This window comes from Patescibacteria group bacterium, assembly GCA_041665585.1.
Taxonomy (GTDB): Bacteria; Patescibacteriota; Gracilibacteria; order JAHISY01; family JAHISY01; genus JAHISY01.
Map to the genome: position 1 here is coordinate 68,700 of JBAYIN010000004.1, position 18,165 is coordinate 86,864.

Genomic DNA, 18,165 nt, shown 5'->3' on the forward strand with positions numbered 1-18,165 from the left:
AGTGAGGAAGACGCGTAAAATAGCGCGGATGCAAATTTCTTATTTTGGAAATCTCGGATTCGTGCTGAAAGGCAACGACGCCTCGATCGCGCTCGCTCTGCCCGCAGACAAGATCGGCGATGCCGAAATCGTGATTACCGCGACAGCCGACGAGCAGGTCAAAGCTGCGAAAGGTCAAAATGTTTTCGATTGGCCGGGAGAGTATGAATCGCGCGGCGTTAGCGTGGCGCTCATCCCCGTCGGCAAAGAAAAACCTTCGCGTATCGCGAAAATTATCGTCGATGAAATTTCCGTCGTGCATCTCGATGGCGTGACTGAACCGCTCAGCGAAAAAGAGGAAGAGAAAGTCGGTAATGTCGATGTGCTTTTGATCTCGGTCGGGAAAAATGCCGCCCTCGACGCGAAGCAAATTAAAAATACAATTGAGGCGCTGGAGCCGAAGATTGTGATTCCGATGAATTTCGCGGCAGGCGAGGAGCTCGAATTCGCGAAAAGTCTCGGCTTCGCCGATCTCGAACCCGAGAATGAATTGAAAATCAAAGCCGCAAGCCTCCCGGTCGAACGCCTGGAATTGAAAATTCTGAGGCCACGAAAATAGTTTGAGGCAGTTTTGTTGTTTGGAATCTGCCTCGCTCGAGGTGGAAAATTTTCAGTATCTGGTTTTTAAATCTAAAATTAAGTCGGCCCCGTAGTTCAATGGATAGAACAATTCCGTCCTAAGGAAGAAATGCCGGTTCGATTCCTGCCGGGGCCACCAAATCTAATTTGATTACCAAATATCGCTATTTGACATAAAAAAATAAAAATGTAAAATCACTTCTTATGGGTTATTCTCCTGAATCAACAGAACGGATTTTGGGCTGCCTGGGGTATCGATTCGACCCAGCCCAAAAACAAGCCCTAACGAAAATTGCAGCTGAAGCGTGGGACAAACACACTCAAGAAATGAGCGTAGGTGCTTTGGCAATTAGGAGCAAATTTTTAGGATTTTTTAATCAAGTTTCTCCGGACTCGCGTTTGCGCACTAAGTTTTCTTTCAGCCCGAATCAACCACCTACGGCAGCGGCAATCGATCATAAATATTTTAAATCCAAAAGTAAGTTGTGCTCCGTAATTTTTAATACCGCACAGGATGGTGTTTGGTATGAATATGTAGATAGATTTAATAAATTCTTTTTAGCAATGATAAATCGAGCACTTGGTGGCAGCGTCGATGTTCAGTTAGTTAGTGGTGCTAAAAAAAATCCAGCAACAATCGATAGAGAAATCAGAGCCCGCTACGAAAACGCCATTGAGTCCGGAGACAATGATGGCGCAGAAAAAATATATGGAGAAGACATCAAATGGGTAAGGGACACGATTAGGGCACAAGCAATTTGCAGCACGCTTCAAGATGTTGAAAAAGTCATTGAGATTCTATTGAGAAACAATCGAATGGATAAACTACTGGTCGCCGCTATGAACGCATACTCAGAGCTATTTACAAAAAAATCTGCTCCCGAAAATAATCCAAATTATATTAAGCCCTTTATGGCCTGCATGCTTTATTTTGAAGCTACAGCGAATCTTACTTTCGAGCTGCAGGTGATGACCACGCGTTCCAAGATCGTCAATCGACTGACTCATCCCGGCATTGAGAGAAGTCACTCTCTGCAAGAAGATATGAAAGAGTTGATTGAAACATTGGTCTGGGCTGCTAACTGTCTAGACTACCAAGAATATCTAACTAAGAACTAGAATAATATACATTCTATGAGAATCGCGATTATTTCAGATTCGCACGGCGCGCTTGATCGCTTGAACGAAGTTTTGACGAATCTACAAAATGGGGGAATCGCGGAAATCATCCACGCCGGCGACTTCGCGCTCGGAACAATCGCCGAACTTTTGAAAAAATTTCCTGATTTAAATTTCCACATCGCGGTCGGGAATTGCGATGTCAATGCTGAAATACTTGAGCAAATTCGCACCTTGCCCAATGTCGCACTCGCCGAACTTTTGACATTCGAGCTCGGCAGTCGGCAATTCGCAGTCGCGCACCGAATCGAAGATTTGCGAAATAGCACCGCGGAAATTTTGGTCAGCGGTCACACGCACATTCCTTTTGCCAAAAAAATCGAAGGGAAACTTTTTCTAAATCCCGGATCACTCCAAGATGACGGCGGCTATTTTTTATTGAATCCAGAAAATTTAGAAGTTGAGCGCAAACTTTTCACAGAAAAAATTTGAGCTTAAGTCAAAATTAGTGCTCCACAAATTTATTTTTCTGTTCCTTTGTGTAAAGCGATACCAAAAGACACGAAGACCATACCCCATAAAAAAGCTAAAACTGGTCGAATTTCACCACCCGGATTAATGCCAGAAGTGTTGTTGTAAATGATGTTCGCGAAGTTGTAGATAAAATAAACCACACCTATGGCAATCAACCCAAAGGCGACAGTATTGTTTTTTTTAATCGGCAAATCCTGCCCTCTCAATAATTTTAGCGATAGATAGAACGAAAAGGACAGAACCAACAACTGAAAGGTCGATAAAATCCAAAAAGGCAAAAGCACAAGCATGTCCGCGCCCGAACCAATTCCAAACAAGGTACCACCAATGGAAAAAACTATTATCCATAGCAGCAACAATATCGTCGAGACAGCCAACAGTGTTCCTATCAATTTAGGTTTTTTCATAAATTAAGAATTAAGCTGTGTGAAGTTATTCTACTGAATTTTTAAACATCATGTAGATTTTACAAATCTGGAGTTTGCACACCAACCTAATGGAATATGTTTTTGTCCTTTATCAAATCATGTTGAATTTTGGGAATTATAATTGCGCCTTCTTCAAATCTGCTTAGTGCCCAACTACTAAAATTCTAAAAGCTAATTTCTAACAACTAATCTGTTGTGGCGGAGGGAGAGGGATTCGAACCCTCGAGGCGGTTACCCGCCTATCCGCTTTCCAAGCGAACGCACTCGGCCACTATGCGATCCCTCCGTTCAGGCCATTGATAATTTTTAATTTCTCTAGATAACCCTTTGGGTGTTTCAAATAAAATTCTCTCTTATGGGCTTCGCTTTTGGACTCAAAGTTCTCGACATAAATGAGTTCCCAAGGTCGATACGGTTTAGTCGATTTTGTGTTTCCCTTGTTGTGTTCTGCCAATCTTTTCTTAATGTCACTACTCGCACCGATATAAAATCTTTTATGCGCACCGCTTTTTAAAATGTAAACATAATACATCGAATCCATTTTAACCCTCGGCCATCCCAAGGGGACCCCTTCGGGGCTATGCGATCCCTCCGTTCAGATTTTTAGACTTTCAATAATTTTAGCTTTTTTGAACTTCAGTTTTGGACCCAAAAATTTTCTTACCAACGACCAACGACTTAATCCTTAATTCTTACTTCTTGGTCCTTTCCTTAATCCTTGCTTGTGAAATAGGCGAGCAGACTCTCACCTCGTTGCGCGAAGTGAAAGTCGCATTACTTTGCGGCGGAAGCGAGCGCCTCGACTGCTACCTCAACCTTTTTCGTTTTCAAGGGCTTTTGCAGCGTGCGCAGACAGCTCGTGCAAATCAAAATTTTCACACCGGAGAATTTTTTGGAAACGAGATTCGGCTCGAAACGACGACGCGTGCGGCGTTTCGAATGCGAGACATTATTGCCGGCAACCGGTCTTTTGCCACAAAGGCTACAAACTTTACTCATTGGGGAATGTTAAAATGAATCGAGCCGGGGGATTTTACGCGAAAAAATGTTTTTACTCAACTTGTCATCTCTTGAAATTCTGAGCTGGGCTATCGGCTTCTTGGTCGCGCTCACAGCCCACGAAGCCGCTCACGCCGCGACGGCGAATTATCTCGGTGATCCGACAGCGAAGTGGGCAGGGCGCATCTCGCTCAATCCGCTGCGCCATCTCGATCCAATCGGAACGCTGATGCTGATTTTCGCCGGCTTCGGCTGGGGCAAACCCGTACCAATCAATCCGCGCAATTTCGCGAATCCCCGTGCCGGGGAAATCCTCACCTCGCTCGCTGGTCCGCTCGCGAATTTCGTCGTCGCGCTCGCACTCGCCGTCCCGCACAATTTACTCGACCCGGGTTCAAATGCCTTTATTTTCGTGCAAAACATGATGTTCGTGAACATCGTGCTGATGGTTTTCAATCTGCTGCCCGTCCCGCCGCTCGATGGTGGCGGTGTCGCGGTGAATTTTTTGCCGCCGGAACTGGGCGAGAAATACCGTCGCAACGGTCCAATTTTGCTTTTGGGGCTCATCGCCTTCGATTGGGCCTTTAAAACCAATCTTTTGTGGGGAATTCTCGGCGGACTCGTCAACATCGTGTTTGCCGCAATCAATCTGAGCACAACATTTGGGGGCTGAGCGGGAGAGAATTGAGGTGCGGAAATAATTTTGAATGTCGCGCAACTGTATTTGATTGCGCACAAAAGTTGTTCAGGTAAATTAAAGGCAATTCTTTCACATTCCCCAATGGGGAACCCATTATGGGTTCGCGAACTCAGCGTGAGGCCAAATCGCTCACAAAAAATAAGGGGCTTCGTACATTCCACTCAGTCGTAAAAGATCGAGGGAAGAATCCCCACCTTGATTACAGGATTGCTGCTTTCCGGAGAGACGGTGTGAAAGAACCCATCAGAAACCCTACCTAAGCGGTGGGGTTTTTGTCTAATAAGGATTAAGGGCTAAGTAAAAAGAACTAAGCTAGGTTGATTTTTATGGTGAAGGTGAGGTTTGTGGACGAAAAAGACGCTTCACGGAATTTTTTGTAGTGGTGAATGAGCCATAAAAAGACAAAATACTAGGTTGAATGACCCATGCGAGACATTTCTGTATACTTCTTAATCCTGTTTTCTTACTTCTTATTTCTTACTTCACATACTCATCCCACGCTTTGATTGGCAGTTCCTCATCTTTGTATTTTTCGAGCGAATCGACGACGAGCTTCGCGACCTGCGGATTCACGAAAAGCGGAATGCCAAAGTCCGTCGCACGCCGGCGAATGAGGTAGCCGTTGGTCAGTTCTTCGGCTTGGTAATTTTTCGGAATGTTGATAACCATGCCGACTTTTTTCGCGGTGAAAAGATCGAGTACGCTCGGTTTCTTTTTGTCGAGCGGAAAGTGGACGAGTGAATTTGCCACGCCGTTTTCCGTGAGAAATTTCGAGGTACCCGGCGTCGCGAAAAGCGTGAAACCCATTTGAATTAATTTTTTGGCTGAGGGGAGAAAGGTCAATTTGGATTCCAGCGAGCCGGTCGAGATCAAAACATTTTTCTTGGGCAGGCGGAAACCGACCGCGATCTGCGCCTTGAGAAAAGCCTCGTGCAGATTTTCACCGAAGCAGGCGACTTCGCCCGTCGACGCCATCTCGACCCCGAGCGTCGGATCCGCGCCCTTGAGCCGCGAGAAAGAAAATTGCGCCGCTTTCACGCCGACATGATTGAGGTCGAGCGTTTGGTAATTTTGTTTGCGCCAGGCCTTGGGCTGGACTTTGCCGAGCATCGCCTCGATCGCAATCGCAATGAAATTGTGACCCGAAACTTTGGAGACGAAAGGGAAGGAGCGACTCGCGCGCAAATTCATCTCGATGACGGCGATGCGATTTTCTTTCGCGAGGAATTGGATATTGAACGGTCCGGTGATCTGGAGCTCCGCGACCAATTTCTTGGCAATGTCTTTGATGCGGCGAATCGTCTCGAGGTAGGTTTTTTGCGGTGGCAGAACCAGCGTCGCGTCGCCGGAATGAACGCCGGCATTTTCGACATGTTCGGAAACCGCGAAGATCACGAGCTTGCCCTCGGCCGCGACACCGTCGAAATCAATTTCGCGCGCGCCGGTTTCGAATTTGGAAATCACGACTGGTGCCTCGGTCGAAACCTTGGTCGCCTTGGCGAGATAATTTTGAAGCTGCTCAGCAGTGAAAGCGACTGACATCGCCGCGCCGGAAAGAACATAGCTCGGACGCACGAGCGCGGGGTAGCCAACTTTTTTGGCGAATTTGAGCGCTTCGGAATTTTGGGTGAATTCCGCCCAGAGCGGCTGGTCGATACCGAGCGTGTCGCAGAGTTTGGAAAATTTCTCGCGTGACTCGGCGCGATCAATCGAGGCTGGCGAGGTGCCGAAAATCGGAATTTTTTCCGCGGCGAGTTTGCCGACGAGGTTATTCGGAATCTGTCCGCCCGTCGAGACGACCACGCCACGCGGTTTGGTGAAGTCGAGAATATCGAGCACGCGCTCGACCGAGAGCTCGTCGAAGTAAAGCTGGTCGCAAGTGTCGTAATCCGTCGAGACTGTCTCCGGATTGTAATTGATCATGATGGTCTCGAAGCCGTTTTTCGCCAGCGTCTGCACCGCCGAGACACAGCACCAGTCGAATTCGACTGAAGAACCGATGCAGTAAGCGCCGCTGCCCAAAACAACCGCGCGCGGCTTCTGCGTAAATTTGATTTCGTCCGACTGGTCGCCGTGATAGGTGAGATAAAGATAATTCGTCCGAGCAGGAAATTCGGCGGCGAAAGTATCAATCTTTTTGACGACGGGGAGAATACCAAAATCTTTGCGAATTTTGCGAATCGCCATTTCGTGACTACCTGCGCGCCACGCGATTTGCGAATCAGAAAAGCCGAGTCGTTTGGCACGCAGCATAATTCTTTTCGCTTCACTAGCGTTAACCCCCGAGATATCTCGGGGGTTAACTTCAAAGAGTTTTTTGGCTTTCTGTTTCAAAATATCTTTTTCGAAATCAGCGATGTTTTTGCATTTTTCCAAAAACCACTCGTCGATGCCAGAGAGTTTGTGAATTTTTGCGACTGACCAACCGTCGCGCAGCGCGCGCGCAATCGCAAAAATGCGCTCGGGTGTGGGCGCGGCAATTTCTTTTTCGAGTGAAGCGAAATTGAAATTGGCGTGGCTAAAACCATAAGCCCCGACCTGCAACATGCGCAGCGCCTTTTGCAAAACTTCTTCGAAGGAGCGACCAATCGCCATGACTTCACCGACAGATTTCATCTCGCTGCCAATCTCCGCAGAAACTTTGCGAAATTTTTGGAGATCCCAGCGCGGAATTTTGAGCACCACATAGTCGAGCGCCGGCTCGAAGCAGGCGGTCGTATTGCCCGTCACTGCGTTCGGCACTTCGTCGAGACGATAACCGAGCGCGAGCTTCGCCGCGACATGCGCGAGCGGATAACCAGTCGCTTTCGACGCGAGCGCCGAGGAACGCGAGAGCCGCGCATTCACCTCGATCACGCGGTAATCGATCTCGTGCGGATTGGCAGGATCAGGACGCAACGCGTACTGGATATTGCATTCACCGACGATGCCGAGATGGCGAATCACACGAATGCCAATCTCACGCAGCTTGTGATATTCGAAATTGTTTAAAGTTTGGGATGGCGCGACGACAATCGACTCGCCCGTGTGAATCCCGAGCGGATCGAAATTTTCCATGTTGCAGACTGTCAGACAAGTGTCCGCGCAGTCGCGCACGACTTCGTACTCGATCTCTTTCCAGCCGCGCAAATCTTCTTCGATCAAAACTTGCGGCGAAGCCGCGAAAGCGATTTCGAGTAATTTTTTGAGTTCGTCGGCGTTTTTGGCGAAGCCCGAACCTTTGCCGCCGAGCGCGTACGCCGCGCGCACGATTACAGGGAAACCGATTTTTTTAGCAGCGGCGAGACCCTTCGAAATGTCGTCAATCGCAATCGCCCGCGCCGTCGTGACGCCAATCTCGCTTAATTTTTTGACGAAAAGCTGACGATCCTCCGTCGCCTCGATCGCAGCGATTTGCGTGCCGAGCACGCGCACGCCGTGCTTCCGGAAAACGCCGCGCTTTTCTAATTCGACACCGCAATTGAGCGCGGTCTGTCCACCGAAGGCGAGCAAAATCCCATCCGGTTTTTCTTTTTCGATAATGCGCTCGACGAACCGGGGAGTGACCGGCAGGAAATAAACACGGTCCGCGACGCCCGCCGAAGTTTGGTTGGTCGCGATATTCGGATTGACGAGGACGGTGGAAATTTTTTCCTCCTTCAGCGCTTTGATCGCCTGGCTGCCCGAATAATCGAACTCGCCCGCCTCGCCGATTTTGAGCGCGCCGGATCCGAGCACGAGCACCCTTCGAAATTTCTCGGGGCAGGCTTTTTTGAGCTTCATCCGGTGGATTTTAGCGAATTTCTGAGATAATTCCACCGCTTGACAAAATTACCAGTAAGTTTTACGAAACAGCTATTTTCATTGAAAAAAAAGTCGATTCTTGCTAAAATACTCGGATTTAAAAACAAAAAATGGATTCTCAAAACAAAATCGCGTCCGCGCCAAAAACTCACTCCGTGCACCACGGTGAACTTCGGCACACCTTCTATTCGCCTGAATTTTTGGAGTATCAGCGTGGTCCGATGTGGTATCTCATCGCCGGATTCGTCGGTCTCGGCATCATCGCGCTCGGTGTACTCACGCACGCGATTACGCTCACGCTGGCGTTTTTAATTTTCGTCGGTGTCTACTGGCTGCTCCACGCGCGCGAACCGAAAATTTTGGAAATCGCCATCACGCAGCACGGCATTCATGTCGAAGGCGAAGCTTTTTTGCCCTTCGGCGAAATTACCGAATTTTGGATTGTGCACAATCCGCCTTTCGTCGCCGAGCTGAAATTGAAGGTGCACCACAAATGGAATTCTGTTCACACGATTTATATTTTTGGACAAGACCCTGATGAGCTGCGCCGACTGCTCGCGCCACAGGTCAAGGAAACTCCGCGCGCAGAAGCACTCAGCGATCTCATCGTCCGCGCCCTACGAATTTAAAATGGCTACCACTGAAATATTTCGAACCAATGAACTACCAGGCGCGAACCTGAAAGGCTGTCCGCGTGTGCTCGACGAAGCGAAAGCTTCGCGACCAGAAGCGATTACTGGCTCAAAAGAAAAACCTCGCGCGCTTGAGGCTAAAACTTCGACGCAAGAAGCGATTGCCAATCTGAAAAATGACACCGAGGCAGCGCGTAAGGCGCGCGAATTTTTGAATCGCCAAGGCTTCGCTCTCGAAATCGAGACGCGTATCGACGCCATGAAGCTACTGCCAGACTTACCGCACCGCAAAGCAATCTACGAACAAATGTTTTTCAGCCAGAAAAATGGCACGAAAATCATCGTCGCGGGCGAGCTAAAAAATTTTTTCGCCAAGAACCCGAATGCCAAAGATGACGAAGTCGGCAAGCTCGCGAACGAGGCAATCAATGGCTGGCTCGCGACACTCGCGACACTCGATCACAATCACGATGGCAAATTGAACTACGAGGAAATCATGCCGGACAATGCCGCAGAGGCCGAATTCATCGAGCGAGTTTTCGGGGCGCTACCGTTTTGCACGAAGCTGAAACACAATCCTGATTTTCAAAATGCGACTACGGAAGTCGATGCCGAAACAAAAAAACGGCGACTCGATTTTGTCGCGAACTATCTGGCGGAATACGCGGCGACTTTGATTGATCCACAAACGAATGAGGCAGCGGTCGGGTCAGGTCGTGAACTCAGCCGAGTCTTACAGTCAATCAGCCTGAGCACGGTCGGCGGAGTTTTTTTGAAAAATGAAGATTTCAAAACGAGATGGGACGAACTAGTCGCGAAAGATGCTGTCGTCGCCAAAGTTTTCGCGGAAGGCAATGACCGCGAGCAAACAAAGTTTGAGAACTTGCTGGAAAAAGATGACTTGAAAATTCGCCGCATGCGCATGGATGCCGACGAAGCCATGCTGGCTGCGGTGAATCTGGAGAAAAGTAATCCCTACGGTTTCGCGCTGCGCAAATATGGCGATGGCACGAGCCTGCTGCTGTATAACGGCTCGAATTTATTACTCACGACCATCGGTCTGAATGTCGCACTCTCTGGTTTCGATCCGGAAAAAATCGTGAAGAACCCAATCATGTGGGTGATGGTCGCCGGACTCTACGCTGGCACGAAACATTTCAATCCGAATTTCATGAGCGGTGCTTCGCCAGCGGTGAAAGCGGAGCGCGACGATTTGAAAGAAAAATTTCGCGACGCGCCACAGCCCGTCCAGGACTGGATCACGCTTTTTTCGAAAAAAGATCTCGACCCGAAAGAGCCGCTCGGCAAATTGCTCATCGAGAAAAATCGCAGCGCAATCACCTCAGAAGAACTCGCTGTGATTTTGGACAAGTCTAATCGCAAGGACAAAAAACCCAGCGAGGACATCAAGATTCTCGCGAATTCGGATGATGCGCACAAAGCCTTTTTATTTTTACGCGCTTGTCAGCAGCGCGAGCTCAATCCTAAAACCCTACTCGATGCTTAAGAAATTGAACCAACTGCTTGCGAAACTCCCACGCTGGCTACTGCCCGCACTCTGTTTCATTTTGCTTTTCGTCGTGCTGAGCGAACCGACACTCGCGGCAGACGCAGCCGTCCCGAAAACATTTCTCGAAAGTTTTGGGGGCTTTGCGAAAATTTATTCCAGCGTGATTCTCGTCATCGTGATGCTGACCTATGTCTTCGCGCTGATGGTGGGCGATCTCATCGACAGCACTTTCATCCTCGACACCGGCATGGGCGACACACTCCACGCGGTCTGGTCAGTCGTACGCAATTTCGTGAATATCGGCTTCATCCTAATCCTGCTCGTCATCGCCGCGATGGTGGTCCTAGGCGGCGCAGGCGACAAGGGGCTCGGCATGCTGAAGAAAGTTTTACCGAAATTTATTCTGGCGCTCGTCTTTGTGAATTTCACTTTTTTCGCGGGGCGTTTCATTCTCACGACCAATGATGTTTTGGCGACAGCAATTTTCGCCTTGCCAAAAACAGTCGCGGGCGCCAACTCGATCAAGCTGCCCTGTCCGACCGGCAGCAGCGCGAAAGACTGCCGCGACATAATCATGGCGACAGTCACCGGCCCTTACTCCGGCGAAGAGGAGGTCGGCAAAGACATGAAAGAAAAATTAACCGGAACAATCCAGACTCTGCAAGACACGATGGCTGAGCACAAAGTCGCAGACACCATCGATAAAAAAAATGTCGCGCTCCTGCTCGTCTCGAGCATGCTGGATTTGAAAAATCTGGTCAGCAGCAAGGGAGTGCTGGGCGGCAGCTGGGATACCGCCATCAGCGGAATCATGGCAATCATCACTGCCGGTGCCGTCGGGATCGTGATCTTCATGCTGATGCTCGCGCTCATCGTGCGCATGGTCGTACTCTGGATGTGTCTCGCGCTTTCGCCCGTCGCGGCACTCGCCGTCGTCCTCGGAGATGTGATCCCCGGAGCAAGTCTGAAAGGCGATCTCGACCTGCTGGGTATTTTCATCAAGCACGCTTTCATGCCGACGCTCGTCTCGATTCCACTCTCGATTGGCTTAATCATGATTTTCACGAACAACACGATCAAACCTAACTCGGGCGGTGTACTCGGATCCATCGGCGGCGCGGAGGGTGCGGGTAATTTCAATTCGCTGCTTTGGTGGATCGCCTCGATCATCATCATCTGGTTCGGGGTCAATACGATGATCAAGAAATCGAGCGAATACGCTTCGAAAATCACGGACAAGATTCACGGTGGTGTGAACAAAGCGGCGGGCACCGTCGCAGGCACTTTGAAATACGCGCCGATCTTGCCGTCTTGGAATGGCGGTGGAAATCGTTCGCTGGCGTCTTATACGCAAATTCCAGCTGGCATTAGTTCTTTGCTTGAAGGACAATCAAGCAACCGTGCTGCCGCGGACGCGAAAATAGGCGCTTCTCGTGTCGGCTTAGAATCACAGAAAATGGAGAGCCCGACCTTCAACGGCAACATCAGGACCAAAATTCAAAAGGCTGAAATTAAGGATTTATCTCAGCTGAGAGATGTCCTACACGAGCTAGTCAGGCAAGGGCTAACAAGCGAAAGCACCATAGACAACGCAACAGCGACCAAACTTCTTAGCATACCAGGAATGGCTAATGCTGGATTTAGAGAGGTAAAGGATCTTGAAGGTAAAAATGCTCGCACGATTTTGACCGCGCTTGATAAACACGGCATACGAGACAAGGGTGCGCTCGCGGAGCTTAAGAAAAATGATGACACATTTGGCACGGAGCCCAGCGAAACACCTGAAAATAAAGAGAAAATCGAAAAAGAAACCGGCGTCAAATCAAGCATCGCTGGCAAGGCAATGGAGCTCGACACAATTAAGAAGGGTAAAGAGGTCGAAGGATTCAAGATTGATAATCGGCAAGTTTATAACTACGACGGAACACTGTTTGTCAAAAACAATGACGAAGACGACAGTAAGGGCGGCACAAAAATACTATTAACAAGCGAAATTAAAAATAAATTGGTCGACCTCGGAGACGGCGAAAAAGCAATTGCCGGCAAAAATGCCGCCGGCATCTTAACCGACCTAAAAACACTTAGCAGCTTCTTGAGCAGCGAGGCTGGCACAACCAATAAGGAAGAAATCATCGGACGAATCAAATCAATGCTTGAGACAAAAGGAATTCATAAAGAGCAGCTTGATAGCTTACAAATCAGCTGGGCTACAATTTTTGGAGAAGACACTCCAGAAAATAAGAATAGTTTTAGTAAAAATTTCTCTGGACTCATCAAAGATGAAAAGAACCCAGAATACTTAAAACTACCAACTTCCAAAAAAGATTAATGGCAAACGATTCCTTTTTCTTGCATAATCTTCCTTAAGTATTCAGCCATTTCACAGGCTGGCGGATGCCAAGAATAACTTTCCGCCTCTTCAAGGGGTGTCCGGTCACACCAGTCTCGATGACATAAATCAGCACCTCTCTCAACTAAAAGTTTCGTGACTTTTATTGAGTCTGGCATCGCTTCGTTAAGTGGTTCCTCTGTTTGTGCGACGCTTCGTGATGTTTTAACGGTCATACCTTTTTCATCAAGAAAAAGCCTAACTTTATTTACATTATCATCCTTAATCGCCTGAACGAACTCCGCAATTAACGCTTCGTTAGCTTCACTATCGCCTGCAACCTCCTGCGGCATAAGCACGCCAAGCACAACCACAGATGCCAAAAGCCACTTCCGCAATGCGGGAGAATGCTTAGGGCTTTCTTGGGTTTTTTCAAGCATATGGAAAGATTAAGAAAGTAGCTAATTTTGACAAGTTCAATTTGGTTTTACAAATTTTCGCGAACACAAAAATGGAACTCTGCCGAGAAGGCTGGACTATTTTAATTTGACAAATATACAACAAATCATTACAATCGAATCTATTGTTTTGCTCCTTGATTTCTCGGATTTAGTTGGGAGAACGTAGTTGCTTCATGCGGGAAGCGGATCATAAACCGAGGTCTCGTATGACTACTACGAGGCTCTCAACTAAGAAAAGGAGTGTGAATTATGGGCAATTACGTAATAGAAGAAACTGCGGATGGAAAAGGGTGCAAAGTAACATTCGAGTACGATGTTAGTGGCGATCAAGGAACCAATGAGCACCGGGTGACTGACCACGGAACATTCAGGCTCGACAACAGAGACGACATGTGTCGAATGGGTGCACTTGTCCGTGGGACTGTTTATGCCAGTCCCAACACCCACAAAAAGATGATCAGGGCGTATGAAAGTTTTAACATGAAGCCAGCAAAGTGAGAGCCTCAAAACCCGAGGAGTCCGATTTCACGACTGGACTCCTCACATCTTTTTTTGCACAAAAAAAATGCAAACGCTTTTTTGCTTTGCGTGAAATTTCAGCGCGCGTAGGGAACAAAAATTTTTGTTCCCTACAAACCACCCATGCGATTTGTTCTTGGTCGGATTACGAATCTGAATCTGTGCGGAACCGTAGGGAATAGGCATGCCTATTCCCTACGAACCACCCATGCAATTTTATTTATACCGACAATCAAGCGTGCGACTGTCAAAGATGACATTTCCCGCCGCGCAAATTAAAATACTCTGCGATGTCCGCCCAAAAAGATTTTTATTCCGTCACGCGCGAAGAAGCTGCCGAAGAATTGGGCGTCTCGACTCGCACGCTCGACCGCTATTTGAAGCGCGGGAAGTTACGCATGAAGCTTTCGCCGAGCCGTCAGGTTTTGATTCACGAAAAAGATTTGGAGAAATTCGGCGCGCATTTGCAACCAGTTAAGAAAAGCAATCCGACACATTCTGGAAAAAATAAAATGCGCGAGGATCTGCCGCCCGAGGCGATTGAGATTTCGAGCGAGGCGATCGAGGAGAAAATTTTTCGCGAGCTTTACGATGAGGCTGCCAAGGATTTGCGCGCGAAGCAGGAAAAATTGGAAGCGGCGAGCTTCCGTGTCGGACAGCTCGAAGCCCAGCTCAAGAGCTCCGTCCCGCTACTCGAATTCAAACAAAAAGAGCAGACGATGCTCGGCGAGCAGTCGCGCCTGAAAGAAAAACTCGTCGCCGCAATTTTGAAAAGCTGGGTCTTCCTCGGACTCGCCGTCGCCGCGACGATCATCGCGGTCATTCTCGCGCTGGTGAATTATCTTTGAGCTTGAGTCTCGAAACTATTTTGAAATTGGGTGGCTCAAAGTTTTCGAATTCTCAAGTCTCGTAATTGTCGTTAACCTACCGCTTTCTTTTCTTCGCCCCCACCTAAGTCCCCCAAGGGGAGGGATTTAGCCGTTAACCAACTGACCAATAACCCTCCGAACCAAATGACTCAAAGACTTAACGACTCAATAACCAATGACCCTCCGAACCAAATAACCAACGACTCAACGACCATCCAGGTTCCAAATCATTCTTCCTCTTCTTTCTGAAGCAGTTCACGGAAGCGCACATATTCGGTGATCCGCAGTCCGGTGAATTTGGCGAGCAGGACATCGCCCGCGATGAAGAGAAAAATAATTTCGGGATGCGCGAGCATCAAAGTCTGAAAGCCGCTCCACTGTCCGACGACGAGATAGCAGGCGAGCGAGACGAGCAGCAATTCACTGAGCATGCGAATAGCGGAGCGCGAACCTTTCTCGGATTGAATCGAGACGAATTTTTCGGCGAGCGTGGACATGATGAGCATCGGGAAAATCGAAGCGGCGATGAGATCGGCGACGCGGTAATAGGAGCCGAGCGGCGCGAGCCAGGTCATGAGCACGATGGCAGCGAAAATCGCGAGCGCGACGAAAGAGAGGACGATGGCGAGCCGCGGCGTATACGCCAGACGATAACGCCGCAAAATTTTGCGAATTAAAACCGACGCGAAAACAACGACGCAGAGCACGATGATTCCGAGCTTCCAGCCGATGGCGAGGAAAGCGAGCGTCAGCACGGACGGCGTATAGACACCGAGCGTCGTCACACCGACGACTTGTTTGAGAAAAGCGACCAGCGTCGCAATCACCGGCAACATCAAAACGAGCAGAATGACGGAAGCGGGAATTCCCGAGGCGACGAGATAATTGACGAGGAAAGAAAGTGGCGCGGTGATTTTGAATGCTTCCAGCCCGGAGTCGATGACCTGGAGTGGAATCGCCTGCAGCTCAAGCTTCTGCGCGAGTGTCGCGATGTCGTCCGTGAGTAAAATTTCGCGGAGCGCGTCGGAGCGCGTGAGCAAAATTTCGCGCGGCGCGAGTGCGGCGAAATTGCCGCGGGCGATGCGCGCAAGCGAATCGAGATTGCCGTCTGAGATTACGACGATTTCTTTCGCGGAAAAATCGAGTGGCGGATTGAGTTTCTGCGCGAAGCTCGCAAGTGAATTCAACCCTTCGCTGCCACGCGTCCAGAGAATGATTAAATTGGTCGAACGCAACGCTTCGAATCTCGCCTGCAGTGCGGCAGTCAGCGCATTCTCACCGGCGAAAAATCCGACCTGATCTTCGACGCCCCAGGCGGTGTCGAGGAAAATATTTTGCTCGCGTGCCGCTCCGGACAAAGCCGCAATCTTGTCTTCGTAAGTGCGTGAGTCGGTGAGCAAGAGTGCCGAGCGCGCGAAAACGAAAAACTCAAAACTGGTTTCGGCTGTCTCTTTGCCGACACGCATCGCGAGCGTAATTTTGAAAATTCCGGGCTTAGTGAAAGCGTGGGTGACCGTCTCACCACTGCCGGTCGTGCCGTCGCCAAAATTCCAGGTAAATACTGCCGGTCGTTCGGGAAAAAGATTGAGTGAGTGCGCCGCGGAAAATTCGGCATTCGCGCCGAGTGCCGCCGTCTCGTCCGCGGAAATCACTGCCTGCAAAGTTTCAGTTGGTGCCACTGGCGCATCAGCTGCCACGGCGAAAGCCGTCGAACCGACGAGCAAAAACGCGCAAAGACCGAGCGAAACCTTTGAGAAAAATCTGCGGAAATTCATGCGGCTATTTTACAAAAGTGAGCCACCTTTTGTATTTTGGAATTTCGCCGGCCACTGCTGCAAGGAAAGTCGCGCGCAGCTTCGTGGTAAATGGACCGATCTTGCCGTCGCCAATTTTCTTATCATCGAGCGAGCCGATGGGCTGAACTTCCGCAGCCGTGCCTGTAAAGAAAACCTCATCGGCAGTATGGAAATCCTTTAATTTGAAATTACCCTCTTCGGTCTTCACTCCTAAATCTTTGGCAATGCTGAAAACCGCGTCACGCGTAATTCCCGCGAGAATCGAGCCGAGCCGCGGCGTATGCAGCACGCCTTTTTTCAGGAAGAAAATATTTTCGCCCGGACCTTCCGCGACGAAGCCGCGATAGTCGAGGAAGAGCGCCTCATCGTATTTCGCCTTTTTGATCTCGAGCGAAGCGAGAATGGAATTGACATAGTGTCCGCAAACTTTCGCATCGCCGACGACTGAGTCTGGATGCAGGCGAATGAATTTCGAAGTCTTGACCCGAATCGGTTTGCCGCCGAGATAAGAATCCCACGGCCAACAGGCGACCGCGAGCGAGACTGGTGCGCCGACGGGATTCAAGCCCATCTTGCCGTAGTCGAAGAAAGCGAGCGGACGAATGTAGCCCGCCGAAATTTTGTTCGCGCGCACAGTCGCGACGATTGCCGCTGCCACCTCTTTTTGCGAATAGGGGATTTTCATTTCCAGCGCTTTGGCAGAATAAAACAGACGCGCGACATGTTCTTTGAGCCGGAAAATCGCCGGACCATTTTTCGTCGCGTAAAAACGAATGCCCTCGAAAACGCCCGAGCCATAATGCAGCGCGTGCGCGAGCACATGAATCTGCGCGTTTTGCCAGGCGACCATTTGACCATTCAGCCAAATTTTTTCCGTCGTTTGAAACGAAGCTTTGGGAAGTTTTTGCATGCGGAGATTTTAACTTTTTGCAGACAAAAACTAAAATGCACCGCTCGAAAAAATGGACTGCGCTTTGTTGGAAAAATTAGCTACTGCAACAGCGGAACCAGTTTCGCGCGATTGGCTTCGCGCACGAGCGCGCGCGCCAGCGCGAGCATCGGGTCAACCAGGGGCATGCCGTCAAAGTTTTTTTCTGGCAGCGCGAGCGGAATTTCCGTGCAGCCCAAGATCACCACTTCTGCGCCAACTCCTTTCAAAATCCCAAGATATTTTTCAAAATTGGCACGCGCCTGAGGCGTGACTGGACTACTTTTGGCTTTGATCCCAAACTGCGGATTGTAAATCGTGTCGTGCAGCTCACCCTGAAATTCGCTCGGAACTTCGACGATTTCGAAACCGAGCGGCTCGAAAATTTCGCGGTAAACCCCAACTTGGCGCGTACCCGTGGTGCTCATCAAGCCAATTTTTTTGGCGTTCGGAAAATTTGCTTTCACGAAGTCGGCGGTCTCGCGCAACATGTGCACAAGCTCAACATTTAATTTTTCGTCTTGAGCTAATTCGACGAAGCGATCCCAAACTTTCGGCGCGTGAAAAGTGTTGCAAGGCACACCAGCAACGAGCTCTCTCTCTCTGAACCTTCGGCTGCGTCTACCGCTGCCCGAATCGCCCGAAGCGTCTTAATCATTTCATCGGCGGGATTGCGCGGCTCCTCTCCCAGCAAGTATTTGGTGCGATCGGGAACCGCACGCGCCACATGGAAAAGAGGGATTTGACCAGCATCCGAACCGCCATTGTCGCAATTTGGCGTGATGTACTTCGCGCAAAGCTCATTGCTCGCAGCCTGACCCACTCCACCACACACACCAATCGCTTTCTCTTTACTCATTTTAGAAAAATTAATTAACTAATTTTTAATACTTTTAAAAAAGTATGTCAAGGCGCAACACCAATCAATCTCGAAACTTCT

Annotated in this window: 17 protein-coding genes and 2 tRNA genes; 9 read left to right on the plus strand and 10 right to left on the minus strand. The window is 49.2% G+C overall.

Annotated elements, in window-relative coordinates; genetic code table 11:
* The first annotated feature begins 28 nt into the window (after positions 1–28).
* The 4 genes from WCV72_03410 (at position 29) to WCV72_03425 (ending at position 2,229) form a co-directional block, all read left to right on the plus strand.
* Positions 29–598: an MBL fold metallo-hydrolase gene (locus WCV72_03410; protein ID MFA6458409.1), complete on the plus strand. Its 570-nt coding sequence runs from the start codon at positions 29–31 to the stop codon at positions 596–598.
* An 84-nt stretch (positions 599–682) separates the two neighbouring features.
* Positions 683–757 (plus strand) — tRNA-Arg (locus tag WCV72_03415).
* Between the two features lie 65 nt (positions 758–822).
* Positions 823–1,737: a hypothetical protein gene (locus WCV72_03420; protein MFA6458410.1), complete on the plus strand. Its 915-nt coding sequence runs from the start codon at positions 823–825 to the stop codon at positions 1,735–1,737.
* 15 nt (positions 1,738–1,752) lie between these two features.
* Positions 1,753–2,229, plus strand: coding sequence for a metallophosphoesterase family protein (locus WCV72_03425; GenBank protein MFA6458411.1), 477 nt, complete (start codon positions 1,753–1,755; stop codon positions 2,227–2,229).
* 29 nt (positions 2,230–2,258) lie between these two features.
* Here WCV72_03425 and WCV72_03430 read toward each other — a convergent pair whose 3' ends face one another.
* From WCV72_03430 to rpmB, 4 genes are all read right to left on the minus strand, one after another.
* Positions 2,259–2,678 (minus strand): hypothetical protein, encoded by a 420-nt coding sequence (locus WCV72_03430; protein ID MFA6458412.1) that lies wholly within the window; start codon positions 2,676–2,678, stop codon positions 2,259–2,261.
* A gap of 217 nt (positions 2,679–2,895) precedes the next feature.
* Positions 2,896–2,985: transfer RNA gene (locus WCV72_03435), tRNA-Ser, on the minus strand.
* Positions 2,971–3,240 (minus strand): GIY-YIG nuclease family protein, encoded by a 270-nt coding sequence (locus WCV72_03440; GenBank protein ID MFA6458413.1) that lies wholly within the window; start codon positions 3,238–3,240, stop codon positions 2,971–2,973. Before WCV72_03440 ends, WCV72_03435 begins: the two co-directional genes overlap by 15 nt.
* Before the next feature lie 233 nt (positions 3,241–3,473).
* Positions 3,474–3,698: a 50S ribosomal protein L28 gene (gene rpmB / locus WCV72_03445; protein MFA6458414.1), complete on the minus strand. Its 225-nt coding sequence runs from the start codon at positions 3,696–3,698 to the stop codon at positions 3,474–3,476.
* Positions 3,699–3,744: 46 nt separating this feature from the next.
* Here rpmB and WCV72_03450 point away from each other — a divergent pair, with 46 nt between their 5' ends.
* Positions 3,745–4,371, plus strand: coding sequence for a site-2 protease family protein (locus WCV72_03450; protein ID MFA6458415.1), 627 nt, complete (start codon positions 3,745–3,747; stop codon positions 4,369–4,371).
* 504 nt (positions 4,372–4,875) lie between these two features.
* On the opposite strand, the gene carB is transcribed toward WCV72_03450, so the two are convergent.
* A complete protein-coding gene (gene carB / locus WCV72_03455; GenBank protein ID MFA6458416.1) occupies positions 4,876–8,160 on the minus strand; it encodes a carbamoyl-phosphate synthase (glutamine-hydrolyzing) large subunit in 3,285 nt (1,094 codons plus the stop codon).
* Between the two features lie 131 nt (positions 8,161–8,291).
* On the opposite strand from carB, the gene WCV72_03460 reads away from it, so the two are divergent.
* Genes WCV72_03460 through WCV72_03470 form a run of 3 tightly spaced genes read left to right on the plus strand, consistent with a single transcriptional unit; the run spans position 8,292 to position 12,652 of the window.
* A complete protein-coding gene (locus WCV72_03460; protein ID MFA6458417.1) occupies positions 8,292–8,810 on the plus strand; it encodes a hypothetical protein in 519 nt (172 codons plus the stop codon).
* Between the two features lies 1 nt (position 8,811).
* Positions 8,812–10,320 carry a hypothetical protein gene (locus tag WCV72_03465; protein MFA6458418.1) on the plus strand — a complete coding sequence of 503 codons (1,509 nt, stop codon included), beginning with the start codon at positions 8,812–8,814 and terminating at the stop codon, positions 10,318–10,320.
* Complete coding sequence (locus WCV72_03470) at positions 10,313–12,652, plus strand: hypothetical protein (protein MFA6458419.1); 2,340 nt, start codon at positions 10,313–10,315, stop codon at positions 12,650–12,652. The genes WCV72_03465 and WCV72_03470 overlap by 8 nt, the downstream gene beginning before the upstream one ends.
* On the opposite strand, the gene WCV72_03475 is transcribed toward WCV72_03470, so the two are convergent.
* Complete coding sequence (locus WCV72_03475) at positions 12,649–13,092, minus strand: hypothetical protein (protein MFA6458420.1); 444 nt, start codon at positions 13,090–13,092, stop codon at positions 12,649–12,651. The two genes, WCV72_03470 and WCV72_03475, sit on opposite strands and share 4 nt — an antisense overlap.
* Before the next feature lie 830 nt (positions 13,093–13,922).
* Here WCV72_03475 and WCV72_03480 point away from each other — a divergent pair.
* Positions 13,923–14,480 (plus strand): helix-turn-helix domain-containing protein, encoded by a 558-nt coding sequence (locus tag WCV72_03480; GenBank protein ID MFA6458421.1) that lies wholly within the window; start codon positions 13,923–13,925, stop codon positions 14,478–14,480.
* A gap of 248 nt (positions 14,481–14,728) precedes the next feature.
* Here WCV72_03480 and WCV72_03485 read toward each other — a convergent pair whose 3' ends face one another.
* The 4 genes from WCV72_03485 to WCV72_03500 all read right to left on the minus strand — a co-directional run bounded on the left by WCV72_03485 (position 14,729) and on the right by WCV72_03500 (position 18,084).
* Entirely contained in the window at positions 14,729–16,276 is a 1,548-nt protein-coding gene (locus WCV72_03485; protein ID MFA6458422.1) for a 7TM domain-containing protein, read from the minus strand.
* Between the two features lie 4 nt (positions 16,277–16,280).
* Positions 16,281–17,207 (minus strand): branched-chain amino acid transaminase, encoded by a 927-nt coding sequence (locus tag WCV72_03490; protein ID MFA6458423.1) that lies wholly within the window; start codon positions 17,205–17,207, stop codon positions 16,281–16,283.
* Positions 17,208–17,287: 80 nt separating this feature from the next.
* Positions 17,288–17,806, minus strand: coding sequence for an aspartate/glutamate racemase family protein (locus WCV72_03495; protein ID MFA6458424.1), 519 nt, complete (start codon positions 17,804–17,806; stop codon positions 17,288–17,290).
* A complete protein-coding gene (locus WCV72_03500) occupies positions 17,752–18,084 on the minus strand; it encodes a hypothetical protein (protein MFA6458425.1) in 333 nt (110 codons plus the stop codon). Before WCV72_03500 ends, WCV72_03495 begins: the two co-directional genes overlap by 55 nt.
* Positions 18,085–18,165 lie beyond the last annotated feature (81 nt).